Below are 24,562 nucleotides of genomic sequence, written 5' to 3'. Positions count from 1 at the left end.
ACGCGGGTTATAAATCCACCAACCATCAACGTCAACTACTTAATATAGGTTTTTTTACTGTGCCATGTTTATGCCGTAAATTTTCTATAGAAAGCGTGATCTCCGGGTTTCCAAACGCGGCCAACTACCATTCATATGAACGTAATCATCAAAAGGAACAAACCATATTCCGACAATGCGGAAATTTTTCCTACAATATGCAGAATCGTAGCATTCGCATAACTTAAGGAAAAATTGAGGAATACTTGACAAAATTGCAATCTGACAGCATCTTTCGACGCGTCATTATGGTTAACGAGTTTTAAATCAACATATTATTTTTTGTGGTTCAACGAGTGCTGAAGACAATGAAACCAGGCGCCAAATCAGGATTGTTTAGCAAATTATTGCTGATACCTGTCATTACAATGATCGCCGGAGGCGCCGCAGGCGGCTTGCTGGTGTCCACATTTCTCTCCGGATCGGACGAACACCCTGACCAGATCGCCAGTGCAGGGCAGGAACAGAGCACGCCATCTATTGTACAGGAGGCCACCGCTTCCGTTGAACAGGATATCGAAGTTGATATTGATACCGCTGAAGTTCTCGAAAATAATGCTGAAGTGACAGTCGCCGCCTATGCACCCTCGACATCGGACAGCCTGAGTGAATTGATCAAAACTGTCTCCGTCAGCAAAGGCGATACATTAATGGCGGTTTTGACTCGGGCCGGTGCCGATCGTACGGAAAGCCATGAGGCCATTGCAGCTCTCAATGAAATCTTTGACCCCCGCAGCCTTAAAATCGGACAGGATGTGACGCTCTATTTCGGAAACACCGAAGCCGATCAGGAAGGTGGCGCGGCAACGCCGGGGCTCATTCGTGTATCGCTGAAGGAAGACGTTGACCGCCGGCTTGCTGCCGTCCGCACGCCGGGTGAAGGCTTCACCGCCCAGGAAACCATTCTGGAGCTAGACAGAAAAACGGTGAGAGCGGGCGGTATCATCCAAAGTTCTCTCTTTTTATCTGCCGCACAGGCTGGCATCCCGACAAAAACCATTGTCGACCTGATCCGTATTTTTAGCTACGACGTTGATTTCCAGCGCGAAATCCAGCCCGGCGATAGCTTCGAGGTTTATTTCGAGCGGTTTGCCGACGAAGATGGACGAGTTCTGAAAGACGGCGCCATTCTCTGGGCCTCAATGACATTAAGCGGCAAAGAGTATTCCGCATACCGGTTCAGGACAAGCGATGACGGATTCACTGATTATTACAATGCGCAAGGGCAAAGCATCAAAAAGACTCTGATGCGCACACCCATTGACGGCGCGCGCCTTACCTCCGGTTTCGGCAAGCGCAAGCATCCGACGCTCGGCTATACAAAGATGCATCGCGGTGTTGATTTTGGCGCCCGGAGCGGAACACCGATTATGGCGGCAGGTAATGGGACTGTCGAAATGGCTGCGCGCAACGGTGGCTACGGCAATTATGTCCGCATCCGCCATAACAGCGAATATAAAACGGCCTATGCCCATATGAAAAGTTTCGGAAAAGGCATCCGCAAGGGCGCACGTGTCAAGCAGGGCCAGATTATCGGCTATGTCGGGACTACCGGCCGCTCTACGGGCCCGCACCTGCATTATGAAGTGCACAGAAACAGCAAGCAGATCAACCCACTCTCGGTTAAATTACCTGCAGGCCGTAAACTTGGTGGTAAAATGCTTGCCGCGTTTCAGGCGCATACAGACGGCATCCGCAAAGAAGTTGCCGGGGTTGAACTGGAAACAAAGCTTGCGAGCGTGAACCTCGAATAACGAAGAGCATCCCCGCCGCAGCATTAACTCTGACGATGTATTCTGGGGAGGGGCTGTTTGGATAAGAAGGCGCTTTTCACGCTGTATTTTGTCGTTTTGCTTGATGTCGCCGGACAGGGAATCCTGATTCCCGCCCTGACAACCTTAATTATCGACCCGACAAATGGCTTTTTGCCGACTGCAACATCGGCGGCAATGCGAAATTTCTATTTCGGACTTATCACAGGCAGTTTCTTCTTTTGCTGGTTTCTCGGCGCGACAATGATCGCCAGCTACTCTGATAAAGTGGGCCGGAAAAAAGCGCTTGTGATCTGTTTGATCGGTTCTGCGCTCGGCTATGTCCTGACCCTCATCGGGATATATATGCAAAGCATTACCTTACTCGTGCTGGGTCGCATTGTTGCCGGATTTACAGCCGGTAGCCAATCCGTATCACAGGCAGCAATTATTGACATAAGCACGGATGAAAACCGTACTGAGAACCTCGGGCGTCTCGTTGCGGCTCTTGCGGCGGGACTTGCGTTTGGACCGTTCGTTGGTGGTATCTTCTCCGATCAATCGATCTCGTCCGCATTAAACGTCACCGTCCCTGTTTATATAATTACCGCCTGTCTTTTCCTGAATCTGGCGTTGCTACTGAAGTATTTTGAGGATGTCCGGAAAACAGAGGGCGATTTCGCGCTTAACCCCCTGTCTGCCTTCTCGGAACTGGCGGAAGCCGTCAAAACACGCGCCATTCGCAATATTTCAATTGTCTTCTTCGCTTGCGTCCTCTCAATGACGCTGTTTTATATCTATGCAACAGTCTATCTGTTCCGAAAGTTCGAATTTACGACTTTGGGAAACAGTGTCGCCATGCTGGTCATCGGCGTGGGGATGGCAATCGGGAGCGGATATCTAATCAAACCCCTCTCCGATCGATTTACGCCGGAAAGAATTGTAGGTGGTGCCCTTTTAGTAATGGCTCTGTTTCAAGGGTTATTCCTGTTAAGCGGCAATGAGTATTTCGCGGTCGCCAGCCTGTTGCCATTTGTAATGGGCTACGGCGTCGCCTATACGAACTGCCTGTCAATATTTTCAGATGCGGTGCCTGAGGAAAAGCAAGGCTGGGTAATGGGAATATCCATCTCTCTCTTTACGTTTGCAGGCGGCATCGTTTCCATCATTGGCGAGGGATTAATGGATATATTCCTCCAGCTTCCCTTCCTCCTCTCCATTGCCGGCATGATCATCGCGAGCATCCTTGCCATCAGCCTGAAGATTATCCAACCCTATCAAGCATCCACCTGAATGAAAAACGGCTGCCAATAATTGGCAGCCGTTCGCTTTATCATCTGACAACGCGATCAAGCAGCATCCGCCAGTTCATCATTTATCAGGAGGCCATCCTCACTTCCTGAAATTTTGACTGTGGCCCCATCGGAAATGGTTCCTTCCAGGATCTGCGTGGCCAGCGGGTTTTGCAGATACCGCTGGATCACTCGCTTCAACGGACGGGCGCCATACACCGGATCATAGCCGCGATTTGCGATCCATTCATAGGCTGAAGGATCAAGTTCCAGTTCAATCCGCCGCTCGGACAGCAGTTTCTGCAGATGCGCCAACTGAATATCAACAATGGCGTTCATATTCTCCCGGCTCAGCCGATGGAATACAATCTGCTCATCCAGACGGTTCAGAAACTCCGGCCGGAATGCGGCACGCACTGTTTCCATGACGTTATGGCGGACCAGTTCGTCATCCACATCGTCACCGCTCGCCATATGCTCACTGCCGAGATTGGACGTCAGCACAATGAGGGTGTTCTTGAAGTCCACCGTCCGGCCCTGACCGTCCGTCAGGCGACCATCATCCAGAACCTGCAGCAGGATGTTGAAGACGTCCGGATGGGCTTTTTCAACCTCGTCAAACAGGATGACCTGATAGGGACGGCGGCGAACGGCTTCGGTGATGACACCGCCCTGATCATAGCCGACATATCCGGGAGGCGCCCCGATAAGGCGGGCAACACTGTGTTTCTCCATATATTCAGACATATCGATACGCAAAAGTGCATGTTCGTCATCGAACAAGAACCCGGCCAGCGCCTTGGTCAATTCTGTTTTACCAACCCCGGTCGGCCCCAGAAACAGGAACGAGCCAATCGGCTGGTTCGGATCCTGCAGACCCGCACGGGAGCGTCGAACAGCATTGGAGACCGCGACAAGCGCCTCCTCCTGACCGACAACGCGCTTGCGGAGTTCATTCTCCATGTTGAGCAATTTCTCACGCTCCCCGGACAGCATCTTGTCGACCGGGATACCGGTCCACCGCGAGACAACGCCCGCAATGTCCTCTTCCTTCACGCTATCCCGTCCGATGGAAGAGCCTTCCGCCTCTTCCGCTTCGGCCAGTTGCTTTTCAAGCTCCGGAATTGCACCATACGCCAGTTCACCGGCGCGCTGCAGATTGCCCTGACGCTGAACCGTCGCCAGTTCGTTTCGCGCCGCATCCAGCTGTTCTTTCACATGCTGGGCACGATTGAGCTTTTCCTTCTCCATCTGCCAGCTTTCCGTGAGGTCAGCAGATTGCTTTTCCAGTTCCACCAGCTCTGTTTTGAGTTTTTCAAGTCGTTCCTTTGACGCTTTGTCCGTTTCCTTCTCAAGGGCGGAGCTCTCGATTTTCATCTGCAGAATCTTGCGATCGAGCTCGTCCACCTCTTCGGGCTTACTGTCAACTTCCATACGGCGTCGGCTTGCGGCCTCGTCCATCAGGTCGATTGCCTTGTCCGGCAGGAACCGGTCCGTGATGTAACGGTTCGACAGAGTGGCCGCTGCGACCAGTGCACTATCAGAGATCTGCACACCATGGTGGACTTCGTATTTTTCCTTCAGTCCACGCAGGATCGAGATGGTATCCTCGACCGTCGGCTCGGAGACAAAGACGGACTGAAAACGCCGCGCCAGCGCCGCGTCCTTCTCAATATATTTCCGGTATTCATCAAGGGTCGTCGCGCCGACACAATGAAGCTCACCTCGCGCAAGCGCAGGTTTTAAAAGGTTGGAGGCATCCATCGACCCTTCCGCCGCGCCGGCTCCGACCAGCGTATGCAACTCGTCAATAAAAAGTACGATCTCGCCGCCCGTAGATGAAATTTCCGACAGGACTGCTTTCAATCGCTCCTCAAATTCACCGCGGTATTTGGCACCCGCAATCAGCTGTCCAAGATCAAGGCTCATCAGCTTCTTGTCTTTCAGACTTTCGGGCACGTCGCCGTTCACAATCCGGAGTGCCAGACCTTCGATGATGGCCGTTTTACCGACACCCGGCTCCCCGATCAGGACCGGGTTATTCTTGGTGCGGCGTGACAGTACCTGTATGGTCCGGCGAATTTCTTCGTCCCGGCCAATCACCGGGTCTAGCTTGCCTTTCCGGGCGGCTTCCGTCAGATCGCGTGCGTATTTTTTAAGAGCATCATAGCCGGCCTCAGCACCACTGCTATCCGCCGTGCGGCCTTTACGCAAATCATTAATCGCCTCATTCAGGCTGTTTGCCGTGACCTTGGCACTATTCAGGATTTTGGCGGATTCTGTTCCTTTTTCCAGGGCCAGGGCCAGCAACAACCGCTCCGCCGTCACAAAACTGTCGCCAGCCTTATCCGCCAGTTTTTCGGCGGAGGCGAACAGCCGTGCCAATTCAGAGGTCAGATTGACCTGTCCAGCACCGCTGCCTGTAACCTGCGGCATTCTTTCGATAGCCTCATTCACGCCTTGGCGCGCCATAGCAGCATCACCACCAGCCTTGGCGATCAGGCCACTTGCCAGCCCTTCTTTGTCGTCAAGAAGTACTTTCAGGAGATGTTCCGGCGTTAGTCTCTGGTGATTTTCACGTAACGCCAATGTTTGGGCCGACTGGATAAACCCCTTCGACCTATCTGTATATTTTTCGATATCCATGCTCGTCCTCGACACATAGACCGCTGCTTCTTTGCACGACTTCCTATGACCCCTTAGAGGCAATCATATTGCAAGCCCGCCAACGGCTTCATTTCTGATATATATGTGGGCGATCTGCGATTGATTTCAAGCAGGTAATGGCTCCATAAATGTGACAAAATTCGCATGCCAAAAACAAAAGGGAAGCTGAATATCGCTTCCCTTTTTCTTCTTTCAATTTGCCAAATGCCGCAAAGCAGTCGAACTTATTCTGTTGTGTTAGCTTCTTCAATGTCACTTTCATCGGCATTCCGGCTTGATGTCCGACGACGCAGGGTCCTTGTACGGCTCACCTTGCGTTTCGGCTTAGTCTCCTCCCCTTCACTATCCGCAACAGGAGATGGCGCCGGTGCAGACCCCTCAGCCGACATATCCACAATCGGTTGTTCTGCGGCACTCAAATCAACAGCGGAATTATTGGCATCGGGGTTCGCGTTTTCTTCACCTCCGGAAGACGCCTCATCCCGGGTCCGGCTTCTTGGTTTGCGCTGTGCCGGCTTGCTGCTTTCAATCTCTGAAGGGGCCGCAGAATTCTCAGCGCTACCTGAGCTCCCCGGATTACCCACATTCTCAGCGCTATCAGCATTCTCTGAATTGTCCGAAGCCGACTTTTCCTTAGGCGCTGCGGTGTTGGCGGCAATTATTCTGAAGTAATGCTCAGCGTGCTGGAAATAATTTTCAGCGGCAACACGATCGCCTGACGTCTGGGCATCCGTTCCATGCGCGACATATTTATCATAAACCTGTTGCGCGGTACCCCGGATTTTACCATCGGGACCATTGCTGTCATAATTACGGTTACCGCCGCCTGGTCGGCGATTGTTGCCTGAACCTGGCCGATTACCCCCAGAATTCGCCCGTCCGCCACGGGGACGCCTGTTACTACTTACTCTCATAATCACAATGATTCCGTCAATCTAGAGTTCAAATTTCACATCAGTGTAAAGATGATTCAATTCGGGCGCTTAAGTTAAGTCCCACTCGCATTTCCAAGATGTTCCATCATCCAGGAAGCTCAGGCCTGATTTTGAATTAAATATTGATCATGGACCTTAGGCTCAGGTCTTGTTGTTCACATATGATCTGGATAAACCCTACCCTCTGTTTCTCTAATAATCCAACGTTTTTTTTAAAAAATCGCACTAACCTGCAAGAAAACCGGATACGCAGCGCTCAATTGACGCAAGATCCCGGTGATATTCCACTCGGGAAATACCTGCATCCTGCATCATCCGACCGAGTTCCGGCGCCTGCCCTGCTCCCACCTCAAATACAAGGAGGCCGCCCGGTCGGAGAATATTATGAATATCAAGAAGAATCTCCCGATAGCAATCAAGTCCATCCGAGCCACCAGCCAGCGCCAGTTGCGGTTCATAATCGCGGACTTCTGGTTGCAGCCCTGCAATATCCCCACTCGGAATATAGGGAGGGTTGCTGATAACGAGATCGAACTTTTCATCCCTCTCTCTTCCCCAGTTTCCAAGAGCAAACTCCGCCCGCCCGCTCATTCCAAGGTGATGCGCATTCTCGCGGGCGATGGCAATTGCCGCTTCGCTTTTATCGATACCAACTCCGCTCGCCTCGGGCAACTCGCTTAAAAGCGACAACAGGAGACAACCGCTCCCTGTTCCGAGATCTAGGAGGCGGAGCGGTTGCAACACATCTTTGCAACGCCCCAGGGCGGCCTCAATAAGTGTTTCACTGTCCGCCCGTGGGTCCAGCACATCCGATGTTACAAGAAAATCCAGGCTCCAGAATTCCCGATGCCCGGTCAGATGAGAAAGCGGCTCACGCGCTGAACGTCGGTCAACAAAACGCTCAAATTTCTCTTTCTGCTGCGCTGTCAGGAGACGCTCTGGCTCCCGATGCAAAAACCCAGCATCTTCACCGAGTACATGAGCGAGCAGTAAGGTTGCTTCCCGCTTTGCGTTAGTCACATCAGCCGCGCTCAAAACGTCAGCGGCCTCCTCTATCGCGCGACGCGCATTCTCGATCATGAGCTCAGACGCCGCCTTCAATCTCAGCAAGCAGCGCAGCCTGATCCTCCGAGATCAGGGCATCAATGACTTCATCCAGCGCCTCGCCCGCAAGGACCTTATCCAGTTTATAGAGCGTCAGATTAATCCGGTGATCCGTCAGTCGCCCTTGAGGGAAATTATAAGTACGAATCCGCTCCGACCGGTCTCCCGACCCTACTTGTCCCTTACGCGCAGCGGACCGTTCCGCTGCCTTTGCCGCCCGTTCCGCCTCATAGATGCGGGAGCGCAGCACGCTCATGGCTTTGGCCTTGTTCTTGTGCTGGGACTTTTCATCCTGCTGCTGCACAACAATACCGGTCGGGATATGCGTAATGCGCACCGCTGAATCCGTTGTGTTCACCGACTGACCGCCCGGGCCGGACGCGCGAAAAATATCGACGCGAATATCACTATCCGCGATTTGAACATCAACTTCTTCCGCTTCGGGCAGCACCGCGACGGTCGCCGCGGATGTGTGAATACGCCCTCCTGTTTCGGTTTCCGGCACCCGCTGAACACGATGCACACCGGATTCAAACTTGAGATTGGCGAATACGTTGCGCCCAGTGACTTTCACAATCACTTCCTTGATACCGCCCAGATCCGATTCCGACATTGACATGGTCTCGCATGTCCAGCCCTGACTTTCAGCATATCGTTGATACATCCGGTAAAGGTCACTTGCGAAAAGCGCCGCTTCCTCGCCGCCTGTTCCTGCGCGAATTTCAAGAATGGCGTTTTTCTCGTCGGCATCATCTTTGGGCAAAAGCTGGATCTTGATGGAATGCTCCAGATCGGGAAGCAGGGCCCTCAACTCCTCTAGCTCCAGCTCAGCCATTTCTTTCATTTCCGCATCGGTGTCCGGACTGTCCAGCATTTCATTTATCCCGGCCAACTCATCTCGTGTTTGCTGGAATTTCTGGATGGCTTCCACAAGGGGTTTGATTTCGGCATACTCCCGGCTCATGCGGACGAAATCATCCGGCGCAACCTCGCCCATTTCACCGGACATGGCGGCTTCCAGTTCTTCCGAGCGGGACTGGATCATTTTGAGCTTGTCTTCAGGGAGCATTTTCTAACCTTAAACGAGAGCGCCGAGCGCCGCAGATATATTGGAGAGTTCGACTTCGCGCTGCTCACCCTGATCGAGATCGCGAAGAGTACAAACATTGCGGGCAAGTTCATCCTCCCCGATCAGAACTGCCGCCCGGGCGTTCAGTTTATTTGCCCGCTTCATGCGCTTTCCAACATTGCCTTTGAAGGCCATCTCGATATTTAGACCATCCTGCCGCAGTTGATACGCGAGTTTTGCCGCCACAGCTTCCGCTGCCTTCCCTACCGGAATGATCGCTGTGGGACGGATGGCCATCGGGACATTTTCAACCAGCATGGCAAGGCGCTCGATCCCGCCAGCCCAACCGATCCCCGGCGTTGGCTTACCGCCCAATGTTTCGATCAGTCCGTCATACCGCCCGCCCGCAATCACCGCCCCTTGCGCGCCTAACGCCGTTGTCACGAATTCGAAGGCGGTGTGGGTATAGTAATCAAGGCCACGCACGAGACGCCGATTGAGAGTGTGATCAATCCCGAGCAGGGACAATCCTTCGAGTACCTCATCAAAGAAATCAGATGAGAAGCTGTTAAGATAGTCGTTGAACAAGGGCGCCTTCTCGACCAAAACCCGATCTCCTTTGTCCTTGCTGTCAAGAATACGAAGGGGATTACGGTCCAGCCGGTCCAGGCTGTCCTTTGACAGGCTTGCTTTGTGATCGCTGAAATACTCGACAAGTGCGGCACGGTAAGCCTGCCTGCTTTCAAGGTCACCAAGTGTATTGATCTCGAGTGTGCAATCTTTCAATACGTCAAGTTTCTTCAGTATTGACGCGCCGATAGCGATCACCTCGATGTCTGCCTTGGCCTCTGGCGCGCCAATGCACTCCACATCAATCTGATGGAACTGTCGCTGCCGTCCTTTCTGCGGGCGCTCATAGCGGAACATCGGACCGGCGGCAAACACCTTGAACGGCACATTCTGTTGCAGGCCGTTGCTGATAAAGGCGCGGCAAATCCCGGCGGTGTATTCCGGCCGGAGGGTCATACTCTCTCCACTCCGGCTTTCGAAGGAATACATCTCCTTCGAGACAACATCGGAACTTTCGCCCATTGTTCGCGCGAAAACCTCGGTAAATTCGAAAATCGGGGTTGCCATCTCCGCATAGCCAAACCGCGCCGCAACATCCCGCGCAGTGCCAATCACGTGGACGTGACGCGCAAAATCCTCAGGCAACAGGTCATGGGTGCCGCGGACTGGCTGGGGTAGTGACACGTCTTTTCTCCGTTTAGTAAATACTTCCGAGGTAGGATCAGGCGATACGCTGGACAGCGTGGGATTCAGTCGCATCACCATCAGCATTCAAAGCTTCCAGTTCAGCAGCTTTCGCTTCGACCAACTCGACAATATGATCCACCATATCTCCGGTCGCTACTTTATGATCCGTAACGCCGCTCAAGTAAACCATGTGATTGTCCTTGCCGCCGCCGGTAAGGCCAATATCGGTCTCCCGTGCTTCTCCGGGGCCGTTGACGACACAGCCGATGATCGACAAGGTCAGCGGTGTTTGGATATGGGCCAGCCGCTGTTCCAGCAATTCCACCGTCTTGATCACAGGAAAGGCTTGCCGCGCGCAGGACGGGCAGGAAATAATCGTCACACCCCGCCGACGTAGCCCAAGGCTCTTCAGAATTTCATAGCCAGCCTTGATCTCCTCCACTGGATCGGCGGAGAGAGAAACCCTGATGGTGTCGCCAATCCCCGACCAGAGCAACATACCGAGGCCAATAGAGGATTTGACCGTTCCGGAAGACAGCCCGCCTGCTTCCGTAATGCCAAGATGCAGTGGATAGTCGCAAACCTCCGACAACCCTTGATAGGCGGCAACGGACAGGAAGACATCAGAGGCCTTCACACTGATCTTGAAGTTGAAGAAATCATTATCTTCAAGAATACGGGCGTGGTTCATGGCGGATTCCACCATCGCTTCCGGGCAGGGCTCGCCATATTTCTCCAACAGCTCGCGCTCAAGGCTTCCCGCATTCACACCGATCCGCATGGAACAATTATGATCAACAGCCGCCTTCACCACATCCCGCACACGATCAGGGGAGCCGATGTTGCCCGGATTGATCCGGAGGCAGGACGCCCCCGCCTCCGCCGCTTCGATACCGCGTTTATAATGGAAATGGATATCTGCGATGATGGGAACACGTGTCTCGCGCACAATCTCCTTAAGCGCCGCCGTGCTCGCCTCATCCGGGCAGGAGACCCGAACCATATCCGCACCAGCCTCTTCCAGCGCATAGATCTGCGCAATCGTCGCCTTGGCGTCCGATGTCAGTGTATTGGTCATCGATTGCACTGTTATGGGCGCGTCACCGCCGACCGGCACATCGCCAACAAAAATCTGTCGCGATTTCCGACGGATAATCTCTCGGTAAGGTCTGATGCTCATGGGATCATACTTTGTAAAATGGCGGCAAAAAATGCCGCAGTCGCTATATTCGCCTAAAATGGCTTTTTACGATGGAAAATACAAGTTATTCCATTGTTTCAGTCTCTATTCGCCGATCATTGCAGCTATTGCAATCCGTTATTTTCAAGCAGGCTGTCCGCCGCCAACGGTATCTCTCTTAAAATAGTCCCCGTTCCGCCAAGCGATCTGATTTCCTTGCCATCCACCCGGATTTCAAGCCCACCGGCATTACCGGTTGTCAACTTAAGGTCCGGCGTATTCGGTGCCATATAGGTGTCACCGGGGTTAAGGACTTGCGATAAAACAGGGCTATCATCCTTGGCCTTTACTTCAACCCAGCTTTCTTCCGTTGCGCGAAGCACGATGCGGGCATCCGTATTTTCGACACCGAATGTTCGTGGCATAGGGCTCTCCGGCGTTCCCTCCGTGGCCGTCGCGGGCTCGCCGGATGTTGCTGCCTGCAATGTATCCTGCGGATAGGCTGCCGCAACCTCGGTCTGCTGAGGCGATGTCGCCTGAACTTCAGTGCCTTCATTCGGATCAGCCGCTTCCGCTGACGTTGCAGCTGTCTCCGTTTCGCTCTCTACGTTTTCAGCCGTGGGTAAAGATTCAACAGCATCAGTGGTGTTTTCGGACTCAGTATCTGAAGTGGCGACGTTTGCCGTCGTATCAGTTGTGGCACCATCGGTATCCGCAGTGTCCTGAGATGGCGTTGTTGCGACGGTCGCGCTGGATTCTACTCTGGTTTCCGGTTCGAAATTTGCTTCGGAACTCGTTTCTGACTGAGGCACTGTATCGACAGAGTTTTCCGTCACAAGACTGCTTTTTCCCGTCTCGACGGTTGTACTCTCTTGCGTGATCTCCGGAGTTTCCGTAGTCGGCGATGTCTGCAAAATTTCCGCCATGTTCTTCGGTGTTTCATCCGCAGTAGCCGCTTTGTCAGAGGGATCCGACGCTTCGGTAGCGATCATATCCAGATCCCGGATTTTGCTCGCCAGATGTTCTGGCAGTTCTGCCACCCGCTCAAAGTCAAGGCTTTCGCTTTCCTGATAAAAAAACCACCCTGCCAACAGGATCAGGGCAAAAACCAGCGTTCCGAGCAAAATACCCGCTCCCGGCATACGTCCGCCGGTAGATGGCTCAGGAAAGGCAAGTGAGGGGACACGCAGCCCATCACCTTCCTCATGCTTGTAAAGCTCAACAATAGCGACCGCGTCAAGATCAAGCAAATTGGCATAGGAGCGCAGAAAGCCGGTTACAAATGTTTGCCCGGGAAGACTGTTGAAGTTTCCCTCTTCAAGCGCATGGACCTGACTAGCACGTAGGCGCAGAATATCTGCCACCTGGTGCAGTGACAGCCCTCTTGCTTCCCTGGCTTCCCGTAGCTGTGCACCAACGGTCAGAGGGGCTTCCTCTTGCGGTTCAATAACTTCCTCCGTTTTTTGAAATGACACCCTATTGCCCTTTGACGCATTTCTGCTGAACAGGTTAGGTTGTGTCACGACATCGCGTCGTTTGCTGTCTCTCGCCATAATCGAACGCCAAACATACAGTTTTCTATTTCGTCACAACAGCTTTGCCGCCATTATCGGCAAAATTCAGCAAACTTCAATCTCTTATATGATGATCGAATGATCCCGGGCAAATGACCGTAGTTGATCGCGCACGGAATGGTCCCTTGAATTGCAGAGACTGCGGACATAGTTTTCCAGTTTGCCTATGTCTGTACTGAGCACCATTTCCTTTACCCGTCCCAATGCTTCGGAAGACATGGAAAAGTTTCGATACCCCAACCCAAGGAGCGCCATCGCCTCCAATGGCCGCCCTGCAATATCCCCGCAAATGGAAAAGGGCTTATTCGCCTTTTCGCATTGCTCGGCAATATTGCGGAACAGTGTCAGTAGCGTCGGGCTCAAGGTATCATACCGTTCACTGATTTTCGGATTTCCCCGATCAACCGCAAAAAAGAACTGCATCAGGTCGTTCGATCCGACCGAGATAAAATCAACTTCTGTCAAAAGCTGCGGCAACTGCCAAACGATCGAGGGCACTTCGATCATCGTACCTACTTTCACATTTAAGGGTGCACCGCCCGGTTTCTGCTTAGCCCGGTCAATCTCCTTGTTCAGAATTGTCTTTGCTTCCAGAAACTCCGGCACCTCCGCGATCATGGGAAACATCAGGGACAGATCCCGCCCAGCCGCAGCGCGAACCAACGCCCGCAGCTGACTGCGGAGCAACGCCGGTCTGTCAAGACCGATCCGAATGGCCCGCCACCCCAATGCCGGGTTTTCCTCCGTCTTTGTTTTCAGATAGGGTAGCATCTTGTCGCCGCCGATATCCAGCGTCCGAAAGATGACCGGCTTTCCCTCCATCTTGTCGAGCACGCGTGCATACAATGTAGTTTGCTCGTCAACTTTCGGCATCTGGGAGCGCACCATGAATTGCAGCTCTGTTCTGAAAAGACCTATGCCGTCCGCACCAAATTCCGGAAAATGGTCAATGTCGAGCAACAAACCCGCATTGACGTTCAGGCTAAGCGGTACGTTGTCTTTTGAGATATTCGGCTTATCGCGGAGCGCCGCATATTTTGCCTGACGCTGTGCCCGTTGGTTCTGGCTTCTTGAGAAGGCTTCCTGAACGTCCTCGCCGGGGCGCAGAAACACCTGACCATGCTCCGCATCCACTAGGACGAAGTCCCCTTGCTCCACATTCTCGCGAATGCTGGCACATTGACCAACGACCGGCACGCCGAGAGCCCGGGCAACGATTGCAACATGGCTGGCCCGCGTACCGGCCTCCAATACGACTGCTTTCAGATGCCGACGGTCATAGTCAAGCAGCTCAGCCGCCCCCATATTGGCTGCAATCACCACCGTATCCATTGTAAGGTTACGACGGTCTATCTGTACCCGTCCGTCAAGATGCAGATATAAGCGATTGGCGAGATCATCAAGCTCTGAGAGCCGTTCCCGCAGATACGGATCATTGATTTCCTTCATCCGCGCCCGCGTATCATCCTGCACCCGCTTGATTGCAGCTTCCACTGTAAGACCAGTCGCAACCGCATCATGCAGTTTTTTTAGCCAGCCCTTGTCATGGGCAAACATCTTGTATGCCTCAAAGATGTCCTTTGACTCATCCGTCAGCATCGTATTTGTCGCCAGCAACAACTTATCAACGGAACTCTGCAAGGCACTAACAGCGGAGTTCAGCCGGTTCAGCTCTTTTGCCCGATCTTCGGAAATAGTACGCAGCACCTCAATTCTGGGCTCATGCAGCAAGGCATAGCCAGCCGCCAGCCCTTCCGCGAGCACTTTTCCGCTGACGTGATGCGGCAATGTCGCATTTCCGGCCGTATCGGAAAACTCTGTTGCCGCCACCATCTCTTCAGAACTGACAAGTTCCGCGACAACCATCGCAACGGTCTGCAGGGCTTCGACTTCCTCATCCGTGTAGACGCGGCGGGTGCGGTTCTGAACGACCAGCACCCCGATCACCCGTCCTCCACGCAGAATTGGTGTACCAAGCAGCGAATGATATTCCTCTTCACCCGTTTCCGGGCGATAGGCGAATTGCGGATGAGACTGTGCGTCCGAGAGATTAAGCGGACGGGCGCGGGCGGCAATGTCACCAACCAGACCTTCGCCGAGACGCAAGCGGGTCTGATGAACAGAATTCTTTTTAAGACCTTCCGTGGCATATAGCTCCAGTACGTCACCGGCCCGCCTGAGATAGCACGAACAGACCTCGGCAATCATATTGCCGGCGATTAGACGTACAATCTCATTCAGGCGCTGTTCCGCATCACCATGCCCCGCCATAACCTGGTGGAGCTTGCGTAGAAGCAATCTGGGCGCGCTGATGCCGAGGCCACTCATTTACGAGGTATTCCTCTCCACCTCAGAACCCTCAAGCGCGGCACGGGCCTGCGCAACCAGTTCCTCGACGATCTCTGTCGTTGCCTGTTCCTTCTTGACCATGCCAACACTTTGACCGGCCATGACGGAGCCATACTCAACATCGCCCTCGATCACAGCCCGACGCAACGCACCTGCCCAAAAATGCTCAATTTCAAGCTGTGCAGCCTCAAGATCCAGTTCACCGGATTTGTATTTCGCAATCACTGCGTGTTGCGTTTCGATGAATTTCTTCCCGCCTTCATTGTTAAGAGCCCGAACGGGGATAACCGGAAACATCGGATCGACCTGAACCGTTGTGACCGCGTCGCGCGCGCTTGCACGGATAAAGGCTTTCTTGAAATCGGGATGGGCGATGGATTCATGCGCGCACACGAAAACCGTGCCAAGTTGACAGCCGGAAGCGCCCATCCGCAGATAATTGGTAATTGCTTCGCCACGGCCAATGCCGCCCGCCACAAAAACAGGCACTTCCGTAACATGCGGCAGGATCTCCTGCGCCAGTACACTGGTTGCCACCGGCCCGATATGTCCACCGGCTTCCATGCCCTCAATAATCAGAGCATCTGCACCTGTACGGATCAGCTTCTTGGCCAGCGCCAATATCGGCGCGAAACAAATAGTCTTGGCGCCGCCTTCCTTGATTTTGAAGATGGTTTCCTTGGACGGCACACCACCCGCAAGCACGACATGTCCGACATTATTGGCAAGGCAGATGTCAACAAGCTTGTCGAGATCAGGATGCATGGTGATCAGATTCACACCGAACGGCTTGTCTGTGAGCGCCTGCGTTCCCTTGATTTCCGCATCAAGCAATTCCGGCGTCATTGCCCCGCAGGCGATAACACCGAACCCGCCAGCATTGGAAATTGCAGCAACGAGATTACGTTCCGACACCCAGGACATCGCCCCGCCCAAAATCGCGTATTTGGTGCCGAGGAAATCGCACCCGCGCTTCCAGGCCATCTCGATCGTTTCAGGCCCGTTCGTCATCTTCTTGTCCATCTTACGCCGCATCCAGTCCAAAGGCAGTATGAAGGGTTCGTACTGCAAGTTCCGTATACTCTTCCGCCAGCAACACGCTGACTTTAATTTCCGAGGTTGAAATCACCTGAATATTAATACCCTTTTCGGCCAGCGCGGAGAACATTGTCTTGGCGACACCGGAATGACTGCGCATCCCCATTCCGACTATCGACACCTTCACGACATTCGGATCGGGGACAATCGCCCGACAGGCAGCCTTGTCTTTCAATTGATCCAGAACCGCAAGCGCCTGATTCATTTCCTTGCGACCGACGGTAAAGGTAAGGTCCGTCGCCTTGCCGTCTTCCGAGACGTTCTGGACGATCATATCAACATTGATATTCGCATCTGCCAATGCACCGAACACAAGCGCCGCCATTCCCGGGCGATCCGCCACCTGTTGCAATGTCACCTTGGCTTCATCACGGGTGTAGGTAACGCCACTCACAACCTGCTGTTCCACGATATCTTCCTCATCTACAACCAATGTTCCTGGTAAATCTTCGAAACTAGAGAGTACCTGCAATTTCACCCGGTGTTTCATCGCCATTTCGACGGACCGTGTTTGAAGAACCTTGGCACCAAGGGACGCCAGTTCCAGCATTTCCTCATACGTAATTTTATCAAGTTTAGCGGCTTTTGTCGCGATCCGCGGATCGGCGGTATAAATTCCGTCAACATCCGTATAGATATCACACCTGTCCGCCTTTAGTGCTGCTGCGAGTGCCACAGCGGATGTATCGGAACCGCCGCGGCCCAGTGTCGTGATCCGATTGTCCGACCCAATTCCCTGAAATCCGGCACAGACGGCCACCTGCTGATCCTCAAACCGCTTGATGATTTCCGTGCAGTCTATGTTCTCTATCCGCGCCGCGCCGTGAACAGCATTCGTCTGAACCGGAATCTGCCAGCCCAGCCAGGATCGCGCGGATACACCGAGGCCCTGAAGCGCAAGCGACAGGAGACCAATGGTCACCTGCTCACCACTCGATACAACGACGTCATATTCCCGTGCATCGTGCAAAACAGAGACATCCGATACAAGATCAACAAGCCGGTTCGTATCGCCGGACATCGCGGAGACGACCACCGCCACCTCATGACCAGCATCAACTTCCCGCTTCACTTTCAGGGCGACGTTCTTGATCCGCTCTACCGTGCCGACCGAGGTTCCCCCAAATTTCATCACCAGCCGCGCCATGGCCGCATTACCTCTCCCCCCGCCCCTTGGCAAGGGTCCAAAAAATGATGTTTGTTGTCACATTTGCCCTTTGGCTACAAAGGAGCGTATACATATACTTAAGGATGCCTGTGGGGCAAGCTCCACGGCGAATTTAATACAATAAGGCTGACTTTTTTATGGCGTCTGATAAAGAGGCAATTATGAACGACGCAACGACGGCGAAATCCGTAGATCCGGTCGAGATAGCAAATTTCGAAGCGATGGCCGAAGAATGGTGGGATGAGAACGGCAAGTTCAAGCCCCTGCATAAGTTCAATCCGATTCGAATTGGCTATGTCCGCGATACGGTTATCTCTCATTTCGGGCTGCAAACGGACGATGCCGTGGTGAAACTCAAACCTTTCGCTGGGCTGAAAGTTCTGGATATTGGCTGTGGCGGCGGATTGCTGTCTGAACCTATGGCCCGACTGGGGGCACATGTTATTGCGGCAGATGCCTCCCGGAAAAATATCCAGATTGCCTCCCTTCATGCTGAGAAATCTGGTCTCAATATCGACTATCGCCATACGACGGCTGAAGAACTTGCCGCAACGGGAGAAAAATTCGACATAATCCTGAACATGGAAGTGATTGAGCATGTCGCGGACATCGACGGCTTTGTCGAAGCCTGCGCTGCTATGCTCAAACCCGGCGGAATTATGTTTGTCGCGACGCTGAATCGCACGGCGAAAAGCTTTGCCTTTGCCATTGTCGGCGCGGAGTATGTCCTTCGCTGGCTGCCCAAAGGCACTCATAGCTGGAAAAAATTCTTGAAACCGTCGGAAGTCGCCCGCCTTGCCCGAAACAATGGCCTGGCGGTCAAAGATGTTGCAGGTGCGACCTATAATCCGTTCGAAGATCGATGGCATATCAGCAAGGATCTCAGCATCAATTATCTCCTTGCCGCCGTAAATCCTGCATAATCTTATTGAATCCGAATTGACCGCACCAATAAAGTTGCCTTATTGGGTAATTTTTTAGATGTAAAGAGAACCGTCATGTCCCTTAAGCCGTCACCGCTCGCCCCTGCCGCGTTTCCTGCTTTCCCGGAAATCAAGGGGGTGCGATTTGCCACCGGCAATTCCGGCATGCGCTATAAAGGCCGCGATGACGTCATGCTGGCAGAATTCTCTGACAAGACGACGGTTGCCGGGGTATTCACTAAGAACGCCATGCCGGGTGCCCCGGTTGACTGGGACCGCGACATCCTGCCGTCCGGTACCGCGCGGGGACTTGTCGTCAATGCCGGGATCGCAAATGTCTTTACCGGCTCTGCTGGCCGCAAAGCCGTGGAAGATACGGCCGCCGCCGCCGCTGACCTTCTCAGTACGGCACCGGAACAGATTTATATTGCGTCGACCGGTGTAATTGGCGAGCCTCTTCCGACGGAGAAAATCACGAATATTCTTCCGCGGCTGGCGGGGGACCTGTCTCCTACAGCCGGCGAAGCTGCAGCAAAAACCATCATGACCACCGACACCTTCGCCAAAGGAGCCGTCGCAAAGGCGACCATCGGGGGGAAGGAAGTGTCGCTCGCGGGATTTGCAAAGGGATCCGGGATGATCGCGCCAGACATGGCGACCATGCTCGCCTTCCTGTTCACCGATGCCGCGATCCCTGCCGACATATTGCAGGCATTACTGCAAGAGGCAAATGAGAAGAGCTTTAATTGCGTTACCGTGGACTCCGATACATCCACCAGCGATACAGTTCTTCTTTTCGCAACAGGAGCCGCAGGAAACGAGGCCCCGACGCAATCAACGGACCCGACCCTCGATGATTTCAAACGCGCGCTTCTGGAGATCATGAAAGATCTTGCGCAGCAGGTCGCACGCGATGGGGAAGGCGCCAGCAAGTTCATAACCGTAAAGGTGAGCGGCGCGACAAGCGATGCGTCTGCGAAAGTCATTGCACTGGCCATTGCCAACTCCCCGCTCGTGAAAACGGCAATTGCCGGAGAGGATGCCAACTGGGGCCGGGTTGTCATGGCGGTCGGAAAATCAGGCGAAAAGGCGGACCGAGACAAAATGAGCCTCCGGATGGGTGGCATTCTGATTGCCGAAAGTGGCGCTCGCTCCCCCTCATACCGTGAAGCGGATATCATACCGCATATGCAGGGAAAGGAGATCCTGATTGAGGTAGATGTCGCTATTGGAAGTGGATCGGCATTTGCCTGGACCTGTGATCTGACACATGGTTATATCGAGATCAATGCCGATTACCGAAGTTGAGAGCCCTGTGATGTCCTTTCCGACCATTCTCGTTGCGGCCGTTGCACTGGTTGATGATGATAACCGTGTCCTGATCGCCCAGCGCCCCAATGGCAAAAGCATGGCCGGATTGTGGGAATTTCCTGGCGGTAAAGTCGAAACCGGGGAAACTCCCGAAACAGCCCTCATCCGGGAGCTGAAAGAGGAACTCGCCATTGATGTGACAGAGGCCTGCCTTGCTCCCTTTACCTTCGCGAGCCACACATACGAGGAGTTCCATCTATTGATGCCGCTCTATGTCTGCAGACGTTGGAGTGGCACACCGCGCCCGATTGAGGGCCAAACACTCAAATGGGCGCGTGCGCCAAGACTGGGGGATTTTGCAATGCCTCCGGCGGATATCCCTCTGATCGCCATGCTCAGGGATCTTCTATAGAACAAAAGCATCTGTGAGAGCGCCTGTTCTGACATAAAAAAGGCCGGTATTTGGACTTTCTCCTCATCCAAAGACCGGCCTATGTAAACTATACCTCAAATTTTTGAGTTTGAAACCCAAGGCAGGCACCAGATGCCTCGACATTCAGCAAGTCTACATTAGAAATTACAAACCAAAAAGCGCTCCAGATCAACTACTTTTATCCTCGAATATGGTTATAAATCCTTAGTTTTCTGCATTTTTTGCGGATTAATATCTAGTAAGTACCGAGTTTTCATCATTATTCTGCTTTATGGCTTCTGTTGGCTGAATTTATAAAATTCTACCCTCACGCCAACAATTGCACCGAAAAATACAATCAAAGCGGGGCTAGATTTGCACTTTCTAATCGTCAGTTTTAAGAATATCGCTCATGTTATGATGCGCGCTGCCACGCCGTAGCGGTTTTTGCTGGCTGTCATGCGGGGACCAGCCCGTCATATAGATTATCTGGAATGTCGCGGGCACGCGGCCATTTTCATCGGCATATCGCTCCAAGTATAGTTCCGCTGCCCGCATCAGGACTTTACGGCCTGTGAAATTTTTCTGCCGCGCCATGAGAGCATTTGCCTCCCCCATTCCGCGCAATTCATGCATGAGAGCAAATGGATGCTCGTATTTCAGCGTGATCATCTCCGTATCTGTCACCGGCAACGCCAACCCTGCCCTTTGAAGCAGCGCGCCAGCATCCCGAATTTCCGTAAAAGGTGAGACACGCGGGCTAACACCGCCCTTAATGTCCGATTCCGCCTCAAAAAGGCAGGATTTTAGCTCCTGCAGGCTGTCAATGCCAAACAGAGCCCCCAAGAACAGCCCGTTTGGCTTGAGTATACTTCTTATCTGTGCGAGCGAGCCGGGGAGGTCGTTTGTCCAGTGCAGGGCAAGAACGCTCCCCACAAGATCAAATGTTGCAGGCTTAAATGGCAAAAATTCTTCATCAACTACAACAGCAGAATCTTTACCGTCGCGCAACATTTCCGCGCATATATCGGTGCGGATTACCTGCTGCGCTTTCTTGAGGGAAATCACCTGCTCCGCGAACCCTCCCCCTCTTCCCCCAAGATCGAGAGCCAGCTTAAAATCGTGATTGATATCCAGAAGTCTCTCCGACAGCCGTGCGGCAACCTCGTCAAACAGGAAGCGATATCGCGGCCAATCGCTTAGGGCGGCACGGCGGCGATGATCCGCAACCACTCTGCGATCAAACAGAATATGGCCGGAATCTATTAGCGAGGTTGGTTTTCTCATTTTGACCTTATGGCATTTTCCCGATTAGGACACAATTACAGAGCGCATGTACCGTCACCCAAAGTTTATTTATCGATATGTTTTCAAACATGTTTGCCGTATAGTTCGCCAGCATGACTATCTCAGCCCGCCTGCTCATTAATCACATACAAAAAACGGCTCTGGATGCCGTCTTCCCGCCGGGCTGCGTCAACTGTGCTGAACCCATCGATAGCCCTGGCAATCTGTGTGGCCGCTGCTGGCCTGAAATGACATATATATCGGCTCCGTTCTGCAACATCTGCGGATATCCATTTGAGTATAATGCGGGAGATGACATGATCTGTGCCGCCTGCCTTAAACGAGCCCCGGCATATTCAAAGGCCCGTGCCGTCCTCAAATATGATGAGGCAAGCCGGGACATGATTCTCGGCTATAAACATTCGGATCAGACGAACCGGGCGCCGACCTTCGCACAGTGGATGCATCGTGCTGGGATGGATCTAATTAATGATTGTGATATTATTTGTCCTGTTCCCTTGCACCGGCAAAGACTGATCCGACGACGCTTCAACCAATCGGCGATGCTTGCCCGGGAACTGTCGAAGCTAAGCCATAAACCAGCTATACTCGACCTCCTCATAAGAAAGTATCATACCAGAACGCAGGGAGGATTGAGTGCAAGGGCCAGATTCCGAAACGTTCGCGGGGCGTTCGACGTAAACCCAACGCGCGCTATGCTTCTTGAAGGGGCTCGGGTATTATTGATCGACGATGTATTGACGACCGGCGCTACGGTAGAGGCCTGCAGCAAGTGCCTGATAGATGGCGGGGCACAGAATGTAGACGTCCTCACCTTCAGTCGCGTTGTCAGAGCGGTCAACACCATTATATAATTTATCCAGTTCGGTATGTATCCTATAAGGGAAGATGCACTCGATGAAGAAAATAGAAATATACACGACGATGTTCTGTCCCTTTTGTTCACGGGCAAAAAAGCTGCTGAACAACAAGGGAGTCGATTACAAGGAAATTGACGTGACTGTAGACGGAGAACTCCGTGAGGAAATGACGCGACGCGCCAATGGTGCCTATACCGTTCCGCAGATATTTGTCGATGGCGACCATATTGGAGACAGCGACCAAATCCATATGCTCGATGCAAAGGGAAAACTAGATCACATTTTGGGAATCAATTGATCCCGAAAGGAGAATAACATGTCTTCATTCACCGCTGCCTGCATACAGATGACGAGCACAGGTGATGTGCGGGGAAACCTGGATGTCGCAACCACGCTGATCCGGGAAGCGGCGAGCGCTGGTGCTGACTTTATTGCAACACCGGAAGTAACGAACATGCTGGAGCCTAACAAGGCGGAAGCACGCGCCAAGGCACAGTTTCAGGAAAATGACGTTACATTGAAATCCTTCCGTGCATTGGCGGAAGAAACCGGCACCTGGATTCTGGCGGGTTCGCTTGTTGTCAAAAAGCCGGATGATGAGCGTCTCGCCAACCGGTCCTTCCTGATCCGCCCCGATGGCGGTATTGCCGCCCAGTACGACAAGATCCATATGTTCGACGTTGAACTCAGTACCGGGGAAAGCCATAAGGAAAGCCGCGCCTATGCGCCCGGAAACACTGCGCAAATCGCAGAAACCACATGGGGAACAGTTGGACTCTCTGTCTGCTATGATGTGCGGTTTGCCCATCTCTATCAGCAATTGGCGTTAAATGGTGCAAAGTTCCTGACGGTTCCGGCAGCCTTTACAGCGACGACGGGCAAAGCGCATTGGCATGTTCTGTTAAGGGCGCGCGCAATTGAAAACGGTGCCTTTGTTATTGCCCCCGCTCAGTGCGGACAGCATTCGGAGAAAAGACGCACCTATGGCCATTCGCTGATTGTCGATCCCTGGGGGGAGGTTCTCGCCGATGGCGGTGAGGAGCCCGGCTTCGTCACTGCAAAGATTGATCTGGAGGAGGTACAAAAACGCCGCCGCCAGGTGCCTAATTTAAGCAATATTGTGGACTTCACGTTGCAGACGCCAGAAGCAGTTTCCGATGCGGCTGAGTGATGTTTCCTGATCAGAAGCGTTTTCTTGCGGCAACGGATTGACGGCAGGCCGGTACCGGCTCTTCCGTATAACCGTCGAAACAATCAATAACGTCGAAGGCCCCTTCCAGCCGCTCGATAAGTTCTCCCGGCGCCAATAGAAAATCCGGGTTCCTCGGGCGCCCGTATTTTTCATTCCCTAGCGCAAAGGTATCATAGAGCAGAATGCTCCCGGGTCTGAGCGTCTCATACATATATGGAAAAAGAGGACGCCAGAGATAATTCACGACCACAATCGCGCCTGCGCTTTCGAGTGGGAAGGGCCATGCCGCCCCCTCTAGGTCCGACTTGATTATGGTAAGACCGCGCCGTCCTTCAAAGGACGCGATTGCCGAGGTATCAATATCCACCGCAAGCACTTCATGCCCCTGTTCCAGTAGGAACAGACTATGCCGCCCACCGCCGCATGCCACGTCAATAACCGGCTGACCTTTCGGGATGAGGTTCGCATGTTTTTCAATCCATGGTGATACGGGGCGCATATCTTATCTTGCTTCCATCGATTAAGGACTTGTGTTTAACTGGAAAACGATTATTTCTTAATAAGAGATATTTTCAACTGTTTGCCGTTATTTTTGCAGATGATTAAATACGATCTTAAATGTGAAAATGCCCATGTATTTGAAGCATGGTTTAAAAACAGCGCCGCCTTTGATGAACAGGCGGACGCGGGCGATGTGATCTGCGCCGTTTGCGGATCAACGGCCGTGGGCAAGGCGCCAATGGCACCGTCCGTCTCGCGCAAGGGAACAACGAAAAGTTCGGAGCGTGACAACACCGCCAAACAAGAAGCCAACCAAGCTGCTATGGTCATGTCGGCGCTTCGGCAGCTCCGCAAATCTGTTGAAGAAAACTGTGACTATGTGGGAACACGGTTTGCCGAGGAAGCGCGTAAAATTCACTATGGCGAAATTGAAAATCATGGCATTTACGGCGAGGCGACGGCGGAGGAAAGCCGGGAATTGAGCGAAGAAGGTGTCGAAATTGCTGAAATTCCTTGGCTTCCAGCGACTAACAGTTGACCCTCCCGATCAGATAAAGAAGGCCCGGAAATTC

21 protein-coding genes are annotated in these 24,562 nt (G+C 53.0%); 9 read left to right on the top strand and 12 right to left on the bottom strand.

Annotated elements, in window-relative coordinates; all coding sequences use genetic code 11:
• Window positions 1-371: 371 nt before the first annotated feature.
• Both AAC599_RS13935 and AAC599_RS13930 read left to right on the top strand, forming a co-directional pair.
• Window positions 372-1,793: a peptidoglycan DD-metalloendopeptidase family protein gene (locus AAC599_RS13935; RefSeq protein WP_340151006.1), complete on the top strand. Its 1,422-nt coding sequence runs from the start codon at window positions 372-374 to the stop codon at window positions 1,791-1,793.
• Between the two features lie 57 nt (window positions 1,794-1,850).
• A complete protein-coding gene (locus AAC599_RS13930; protein ID WP_340151005.1) occupies window positions 1,851-3,083 on the top strand; it encodes an MFS transporter in 1,233 nt (410 codons plus the stop codon).
• A gap of 56 nt (window positions 3,084-3,139) precedes the next feature.
• On the opposite strand, the gene clpB is transcribed toward AAC599_RS13930, so the two are convergent.
• The 10 genes from clpB to AAC599_RS13880 all read right to left on the bottom strand — a co-directional run bounded on the left by clpB (window position 3,140) and on the right by AAC599_RS13880 (window position 17,462).
• The gene (clpB, locus tag AAC599_RS13925) at window positions 3,140-5,728 is read right to left on the bottom strand and encodes an ATP-dependent chaperone ClpB (protein ID WP_340151004.1); all 2,589 of its coding nucleotides are present in this window, start codon (window positions 5,726-5,728) and stop codon (window positions 3,140-3,142) included.
• Between the two features lie 245 nt (window positions 5,729-5,973).
• A complete protein-coding gene (locus tag AAC599_RS13920) occupies window positions 5,974-6,663 on the bottom strand; it encodes a DUF4167 domain-containing protein (protein ID WP_340151003.1) in 690 nt (229 codons plus the stop codon).
• Between the two features lie 246 nt (window positions 6,664-6,909).
• On the bottom strand, window positions 6,910-7,764 hold the full coding sequence (gene prmC / locus AAC599_RS13915; protein ID WP_340151002.1) for a peptide chain release factor N(5)-glutamine methyltransferase: 855 nt from the start codon (window positions 7,762-7,764) through the stop codon (window positions 6,910-6,912).
• Window positions 7,765-7,768: 4 nt separating this feature from the next.
• Window positions 7,769-8,857, bottom strand: coding sequence for a peptide chain release factor 1 (gene prfA / locus AAC599_RS13910; RefSeq protein WP_340151001.1), 1,089 nt, complete (start codon window positions 8,855-8,857; stop codon window positions 7,769-7,771).
• Between the two features lie 9 nt (window positions 8,858-8,866).
• Entirely contained in the window at window positions 8,867-10,111 is a 1,245-nt protein-coding gene (gene hisS, locus AAC599_RS13905) for a histidine--tRNA ligase (RefSeq protein WP_340151000.1), read from the bottom strand.
• A 37-nt stretch (window positions 10,112-10,148) separates the two neighbouring features.
• The gene (gene ispG / locus AAC599_RS13900; protein ID WP_340150999.1) at window positions 10,149-11,294 is read right to left on the bottom strand and encodes a flavodoxin-dependent (E)-4-hydroxy-3-methylbut-2-enyl-diphosphate synthase; all 1,146 of its coding nucleotides are present in this window, start codon (window positions 11,292-11,294) and stop codon (window positions 10,149-10,151) included.
• A gap of 125 nt (window positions 11,295-11,419) precedes the next feature.
• Window positions 11,420-12,769 (bottom strand): RodZ domain-containing protein, encoded by a 1,350-nt coding sequence (locus AAC599_RS13895; RefSeq protein ID WP_340150998.1) that lies wholly within the window; start codon window positions 12,767-12,769, stop codon window positions 11,420-11,422.
• A 162-nt stretch (window positions 12,770-12,931) separates the two neighbouring features.
• Entirely contained in the window at window positions 12,932-15,196 is a 2,265-nt protein-coding gene (ptsP, locus tag AAC599_RS13890) for a phosphoenolpyruvate--protein phosphotransferase (RefSeq protein ID WP_340150997.1), read from the bottom strand.
• A complete protein-coding gene (locus AAC599_RS13885) occupies window positions 15,197-16,228 on the bottom strand; it encodes a nitronate monooxygenase (protein ID WP_340150996.1) in 1,032 nt (343 codons plus the stop codon).
• A gap of 13 nt (window positions 16,229-16,241) precedes the next feature.
• Complete coding sequence (locus AAC599_RS13880; protein WP_340150995.1) at window positions 16,242-17,462, bottom strand: aspartate kinase; 1,221 nt, start codon at window positions 17,460-17,462, stop codon at window positions 16,242-16,244.
• A gap of 182 nt (window positions 17,463-17,644) precedes the next feature.
• On the opposite strand from AAC599_RS13880, the gene ubiG reads away from it, so the two are divergent.
• The 3 genes from ubiG (at window position 17,645) to mutT (ending at window position 20,129) form a co-directional block, all read left to right on the top strand.
• Window positions 17,645-18,406 carry a bifunctional 2-polyprenyl-6-hydroxyphenol methylase/3-demethylubiquinol 3-O-methyltransferase UbiG gene (ubiG, locus tag AAC599_RS13875; protein ID WP_340150994.1) on the top strand — a complete coding sequence of 254 codons (762 nt, stop codon included), beginning with the start codon at window positions 17,645-17,647 and terminating at the stop codon, window positions 18,404-18,406.
• Window positions 18,407-18,481: 75 nt separating this feature from the next.
• Window positions 18,482-19,714 carry a bifunctional glutamate N-acetyltransferase/amino-acid acetyltransferase ArgJ gene (gene argJ, locus AAC599_RS13870; RefSeq protein WP_340150993.1) on the top strand — a complete coding sequence of 411 codons (1,233 nt, stop codon included), beginning with the start codon at window positions 18,482-18,484 and terminating at the stop codon, window positions 19,712-19,714.
• A 10-nt stretch (window positions 19,715-19,724) separates the two neighbouring features.
• A complete protein-coding gene (gene mutT / locus AAC599_RS13865) occupies window positions 19,725-20,129 on the top strand; it encodes an 8-oxo-dGTP diphosphatase MutT (protein ID WP_340150992.1) in 405 nt (134 codons plus the stop codon).
• Between the two features lie 384 nt (window positions 20,130-20,513).
• Here the strand turns inward: mutT and AAC599_RS13860 are convergent, their stop codons facing one another.
• Window positions 20,514-21,416 carry a methyltransferase domain-containing protein gene (locus tag AAC599_RS13860; RefSeq protein ID WP_340150991.1) on the bottom strand — a complete coding sequence of 301 codons (903 nt, stop codon included), beginning with the start codon at window positions 21,414-21,416 and terminating at the stop codon, window positions 20,514-20,516.
• Window positions 21,417-21,529: 113 nt separating this feature from the next.
• Here AAC599_RS13860 and AAC599_RS13855 point away from each other — a divergent pair, with 113 nt between their 5' ends.
• Genes AAC599_RS13855 through AAC599_RS13845 form a run of 3 tightly spaced genes read left to right on the top strand, consistent with a single transcriptional unit; the run spans window position 21,530 to window position 23,468 of the window.
• On the top strand, window positions 21,530-22,291 hold the full coding sequence (locus tag AAC599_RS13855) for a ComF family protein (protein WP_340150990.1): 762 nt from the start codon (window positions 21,530-21,532) through the stop codon (window positions 22,289-22,291).
• Window positions 22,292-22,334: 43 nt separating this feature from the next.
• Window positions 22,335-22,595 carry a glutaredoxin 3 gene (grxC, locus tag AAC599_RS13850; RefSeq protein WP_340150989.1) on the top strand — a complete coding sequence of 87 codons (261 nt, stop codon included), beginning with the start codon at window positions 22,335-22,337 and terminating at the stop codon, window positions 22,593-22,595.
• A gap of 18 nt (window positions 22,596-22,613) precedes the next feature.
• On the top strand, window positions 22,614-23,468 hold the full coding sequence (locus AAC599_RS13845) for a carbon-nitrogen hydrolase family protein (RefSeq protein WP_340150988.1): 855 nt from the start codon (window positions 22,614-22,616) through the stop codon (window positions 23,466-23,468).
• A 10-nt stretch (window positions 23,469-23,478) separates the two neighbouring features.
• On the opposite strand, the gene AAC599_RS13840 is transcribed toward AAC599_RS13845, so the two are convergent.
• Entirely contained in the window at window positions 23,479-23,988 is a 510-nt protein-coding gene (locus AAC599_RS13840) for a class I SAM-dependent methyltransferase (protein WP_340150987.1), read from the bottom strand.
• Between the two features lie 99 nt (window positions 23,989-24,087).
• On the opposite strand from AAC599_RS13840, the gene AAC599_RS13835 reads away from it, so the two are divergent.
• Window positions 24,088-24,528: a DUF1178 family protein gene (locus AAC599_RS13835; protein ID WP_340150986.1), complete on the top strand. Its 441-nt coding sequence runs from the start codon at window positions 24,088-24,090 to the stop codon at window positions 24,526-24,528.
• Window positions 24,529-24,562: the final 34 nt, after the last annotated feature.

Source organism: uncultured Sneathiella sp. (assembly GCF_963976355.1).
Taxonomy (GTDB): Bacteria; Pseudomonadota; Alphaproteobacteria; order Sneathiellales; family Sneathiellaceae; genus Sneathiella.
Note: the sequence above shows the minus strand (reverse complement) of the source record. Positions and strands in the feature narration are given on the sequence as shown.